Here is a 1,060-nt window from a genome sequence, read left to right as displayed (position 1 = left end):
GGTCCTTGTGCGCCAACAGGTACGGCCGGGGGGGGGGGGCGGGGCGGGCGCGGGGGGCGCTGGCCGGCCAGTGCCGGCGGGCGCCCAGCCAACGCGTGCCGCGCCCCCCCGGCGCGGGGGGGGGGGGCCGCGCCGCGGGGCCCCCCCCCGGGCCGGTCACTAGCGTGATCGACATGGCGGGGCGATACGACAGGGACGTGCTCGCGGGCGACTGGCGGCGGCGGAAGGTCACCCCGGAGGTGGACGCCGAACCGGACCTGGTCGTCGAGGACGCCGACTCCGGATTCTGCGGGGCGGTGGTCGGCTTCGAGGCCGGCGCGGTGGTGCTGGAGGACCGGCACGGCCGGCGGCGCAACTTCCCGCTGCTGCCCGCCGCGTTCCTGCTCGACGGGCAGCCGGTCACCCTGCGCCGCCCGGCGCGTGCCCCGGTGCCCGCCGCCCGCCGCCGCACCGCCTCCGGCTCGGTCGCCGTCGATAACGTCCGCGCGCAGGTGGCCAAGGCCAGCCGGATCTGGGTGGAGGGCGTCCACGACGCCGCCCTGGTCGAGCGGATCTGGGGTGACGACCTGCGGATCGAGGGCGTGGTGGTGGAGCCCCTCAACGGCATCGACGAGCTCGCCGCCGAGGTGTGCGCCTTCGCCCCCGGCCCGGGGCGCCGGCTCGGGGTGCTCGTCGACCACCTCGTGCCGGGCTCCAAGGAGAGCCGGATCGTGGCCGCGGTGAACTCGCCGCACGTGCTGGTCACCGGGCACCCCTATGTGGACGTGTGGCAGGCGGTGAAGCCGCGGGCGCTGGGCATCCGGGCCTGGCCGGTGGTGCCACCCGGGCGGCCCTGGAAGGAGGGGGTCTGCGCGGCCCTCGGGGTGGCCGAGCCGGCGGACATGTGGCGGCACATCCTGTCCCGGGTGGACAGCTTCGCGGACGTGGAGACGCCGCTGATCAACGCCATGGAACGGTTGATCGACTTCGTCACCGAGCCCTTGTGAGTGGTTGCTGTCGGGGCCGGGGGCGACCGTGCCCGGCTCCGGGCGGTCAGGCTTGATCCCTCCGCCGGGCACGG

The 1,060-nt window shown here is 76.6% G+C and carries 1 protein-coding gene; it reads left to right on the top strand.

Annotation, left to right across the window (positions count from 1 at the left end):
- Nucleotides 1–173 precede the first annotated feature (173 nt).
- A complete protein-coding gene (locus ACWEVO_RS37075) occupies nt 174–986 on the top strand; it encodes a DUF3097 domain-containing protein (protein ID WP_452312032.1) in 813 nt (270 codons plus the stop codon).
- The last annotated feature ends 74 nt before the right edge of the window (nt 987–1,060 follow it).

This window comes from Micromonospora sp. NPDC003776 (genome assembly GCF_053605645.1).
This window is presented reverse-complemented; position numbering and strand designations above follow the sequence as displayed.

Excerpts from the sequence above, each read along its gene's own strand:
- ACWEVO_RS37075 (WP_452312032.1), top strand. The coding sequence starts at position 174 with ATGGCGGGGCGATACGACAGGGACGTGCTCGCGGGCGACTGGCGGCGG.